The organism is Candidatus Desulfofervidus auxilii (assembly GCA_030262725.1).
Lineage (GTDB): Bacteria > Desulfobacterota > Desulfofervidia > Desulfofervidales > Desulfofervidaceae > JAJSZS01.
The window spans coordinates 1-4,134 of record JAJSZS010000061.1 but is presented as its reverse complement, the minus strand read 5'-3'; the positions used below and the strand labels follow the sequence as shown (position 1 = coordinate 4,134).

4 protein-coding genes are annotated in these 4,134 nt (G+C 35.2%); all 4 read right to left on the bottom strand.

Translation table 11 applies throughout. The features are described from left to right. Nucleotides 1-2,453 (bottom strand): hypothetical protein (locus tag LWW95_11825; GenBank protein ID MDL1957715.1); only part of this gene is annotated, 2,453 nt, incomplete at its 3' end. Between the two features lie 9 nt (nucleotides 2,454-2,462). Beyond that, nucleotides 2,463-3,164 carry a T9SS type A sorting domain-containing protein gene (locus LWW95_11820; protein MDL1957714.1) on the bottom strand — a complete coding sequence of 234 codons (702 nt, stop codon included), beginning with the start codon at nucleotides 3,162-3,164 and terminating at the stop codon, nucleotides 2,463-2,465. Between the two features lie 66 nt (nucleotides 3,165-3,230). Then, complete coding sequence (locus tag LWW95_11815; GenBank protein MDL1957713.1) at nucleotides 3,231-3,707, bottom strand: hypothetical protein; 477 nt, start codon at nucleotides 3,705-3,707, stop codon at nucleotides 3,231-3,233. 22 nt (nucleotides 3,708-3,729) lie between these two features. After that, nucleotides 3,730-4,134: right-handed parallel beta-helix repeat-containing protein (locus LWW95_11810; protein MDL1957712.1), on the bottom strand; the 405-nt coding region annotated here is incomplete at its 5' end.

The following is a 4,134-nucleotide window of genomic DNA, read 5'->3' as shown; positions in this document are numbered from 1 at the left end:
ACCTGAGGCTCACTCCAATCAGCATCTTTGAACCTGTAAAAGACTGTGTCGTTTATAGCATATACAAGATGTAATCTTCCTATGGGCTCTACATCAATAGAAGGATGTGAAAAACTTTCAGGATAAGGAGGACCCCTTCTATCTATTATCTTCCATGAAATTGTTCCCGAAGGATTATTTAAATCAAATTCTCCATACAAAAGTTGCCATTGTCCCATTAAAGGATTTTGAACTTCGCAGAGAACAAAGCCCTGATTGTTAAAAGTCGCAATACAGGGAACAGAAACAAAATAGGAAGGACCGGATAATGTTAGAATTACTTCCTCATTCTGCCAGATACCATTTGTATTTCTCCTGAAGCATAGTTTTTTGTCTTTCCTCCATATAACATTTATTCCGTTTTCTATGGAAATTGCAGGATATTCACCGTATCCTATCACATTTATATTCCAGGTTTCACCCTCATTCTGGGAAAAAGCATATATAATCCTCTGTGTATCATTTAAGGTATGATACACAAGATGTAAATTTCCAAAAGTGTCAACTAAAAGTTTCCTTTGCGAATTGTATGCTGTTGAAAATTCACTTATATAGTATCTTTCTTTTATATATACAGGGAATGTATCAACAGGTATTGAATCCCAGTTTGTAAATATTTGCTTTTCTATATTTTCTGATAAAGCCATTTTTTCATAATAGAAACTCTGAGTCCTTCCGGGTAATGAGATCGTTATATTACCTGGATATTCATAATCCCTTGACCACCAGATTACCCATGTCCTTAAATGGGTCTCAGGGTCCTCAAATTCAAAAATTTTCACACTGTCCGTGTAATTCAATCTTCTGTTAAACAATTTTCCATACAAATTTCTGTTTAACTGTCTGTATGCATAGAAACTTTCTCTGGGATACATGGTGTCAACATAACCTGCATTATCAAATTCAACTCTTATTAATCCAAAACGCACATTCCGTGTATCAAGAAAAGCCCATATAATAACTTGTTTTATGGGATTATATATATCCTCAAGTGTCCCCATCGAAGAAACTATAAACTTTATAATTGCTTCTGCTTGAACTCCCGGGGGATGTGTAATATCTCCTTTCTCAACAGGCCATCCAAATTCTGTAACTATAAGCTCCCTGTCATTTAAATTGTAATTCCTTAAAACTTTTCTTATTATTGAATCAAGTTGAAATTTGAAAAAATTATCACTGAATCTTTTACCTTCTCCAAATGGCTGATAGGGATGAATGCCTATGTAGTCAGCATAAGCATTGCCACCATAAGAAAAATAATCTATCCAGAATCTCTCAGCTGAAGAGCTATAATCACAACCAGGGGTTGTTCCAATATAAGTAAGTCCACTTGTTATAAATTTTTTATTGTATCCCTGAAAAACAGGATAAACCTCTTCAGCAAGTCTCTTGTATATTCTTGCCATACCTGTTTTTACAACCTCCTCTATACCGTTAGGAGGAGGAAGATTAAAATAACCTTCATAAAATGTATCACCAGGAAGACCGAAATATGTTCTTCCGTTTGCCTCATTCCAGAACTCAAAATACTCAATGGGGTAACGGACAAAAAGGCTCTCCACATAAGCCCTGAAATAAGGAAAATACTCCGGCATCGGAGGATACACATCACCCGCAGGTCCTGCAGTATCAGGATAAGCACAACAAATTTCTGGTAACCATGGACGATATATTGTCTCCGGCCGGGCTATCCAATAAGGACTTGTTGATGCCCATCTATGAGGTGAACCCCATATTATGCATAACAGTTTAAAATCCTTTGACCAACTATAAATTGTGTCTCCATACCACCATGTAAATGTAGTTTCAGCAGGTTGAATGCCTGCCCATTTAATTCCGACTCTCAGCCATTTAACCTTCGCTTTTTTCAAATAATCAACAACTTTATTTTTAAAAGTTGTATCATGGTCATACCATGGGTAAAATTCAAGATAACCAGGCCAGTGAAGATCCATACCAAAAAATCTATCATCTATGCGGTTTATTCCATAAACCCTGGCTACAAGGTCTATACCATCAGGTGGAGGAATCTGAGGATATAAAAGACTTCCATAAGGATATGCATCAAAGGCATTGTAATAACATGTAAAATTTATATCAGATGTTACCTCTAAATAATAAGTATGCCCCCTTTTAACATGAACAGGATAATTAAAAACCGCTTTTATCCAATTTTTTCCTGCATACAGAGGTAATTTCTTTTTTACTATGAAAATTTTATTCTCATCAAGTATTTTTATTGTAATCGAATCACTGTTTGATGATATATGATAGGTAAGAACTTCCACCGAATAAATTGAATCACAATTCGGAACAAAACTCTGCAGGAATGAATCTGATGAAACCGGGCTTGAAATTGCCTCAACCTTATAAACAGGTGTATATAAAAATAAAAGGGAAAGAATTAAATTCATCTTCCCCCCTTATTTTAAAATGTTTATCTTTCTCCTTAAAGATTTATTTCCGTAAATCAACTCTACAAAATATGTGCCTGAAGTGTAATCTTTTAAAGGAATAAATAATTCCCCTTTATCTGAAAAACCTTTCTTTAAGACTTTGATGATTTTTCCGGATGCATCTATAAGCCTTATTTCAAATGAAGATTTTTGAGGAAATGAATAAATAATTTTTATTTTATCTTTGTAATTGACAAAATCAAACACAGGATATTTGACTTTGTTTTCTGATTTCTCTTTTACGTTTATCCATTCATATCCCCTTATGACCAATGCATCACCGTCAGCCCCATAAAAATAACCGGGTTTTACAAAAAGACTATAATCTCCTAACGCTCCTTTTCCAACTCTTACCGGATTGGAAGGGTTGCTAATGTCAAATGACCAGCCCGGTGTCAATGGACTTGCTGTAACAAGCAGACTTTCACTTTCTATAATGTCAACTGCATAAAATCCCGGGACAGTTGAATCACCCTCAAATGTGTATATTCTGTGAATGTTATAGGGGTCTGAGACATCATAAATGTAAAGACAACCTCCCCTTACAGGCACATACTCTGCAGGTCCAACTGCTGCTACATAATTAGACCAACCTGTTATGTCAATCCCATAAACAAACCCTATCGCTGTATCACCCCATATTATCTGTGGATTTGACGAATCCGTCACATCATAAGCCCAGAAACAACCTTCGATATTCCCCGCATATGCAAAATTGTCCTTTGCATATACTTTCTATAAAGAGTTCTCAGCATTGAAACCGACTTCTACAGGATTTGTGGGGTCGCGAATGTCTATTATTCGTAGACCGCCTGTGTATCCTGCCACATAAGCAAAATTGCCCTGTACCCATACATCCAAGTTTATTGTCCCTGTCGAACACCTGCCAACTTCAACTGGATTTAAAGGATCTGATATATTATCTACGCCCAAATAACCACTTGATTTTGCTATATAGGCGAGTGTGTCCCTTATATAAATTCCTCTTCCTCTTCCGGGTGGATAGATAGTTCTAACATAAGGATTTTCAGGGTCAGAAATGTTTATTACCACAAGTCCTGTATCTCCCACAACATAAGCAAATGTATCCTTAATCCATATATCATAGGCAAAATCACCTGGAAGATGCAAAATACTCAAAGTCTGCACACTTAAACTATCTGATAAAAGATAACCTGTATATAGACATGTAATTATTAATATTTTTTTCATCCCACACCTCCATTTTTTAAATTTACATTTCTATTATATATAAAAAAATTTCATTTGTCAAACTTGATAACGAAAGAGGATACCAGCCATTATTTATGAAAGTATCTTTTTCAAAAACCAGATTTGAATTTCCTGAAACAGCCAAATCATAACCGTGCCAAATATTGTCTTTTATATAGTTTCCATAAGAGTAAAGGGTTAATGAACCACAAGCATAAACTCCTGTGTAGTTGTTTATTATTCTGTTATTTCTAAGTTTTACTTCAGCGTTATAAGTGTATATTCCTGTTAATGTATCCGTAAAGATTGTGTCTCCTTCGATATGCGGAGTCAGATTTCCTTTATTGGGTAAGGAAAGCTCTTTAAGAAGGGAATACTTGTTATTCTCAATCAGACATTTTTCTATCAAAATTCCCTGAGAATTTGC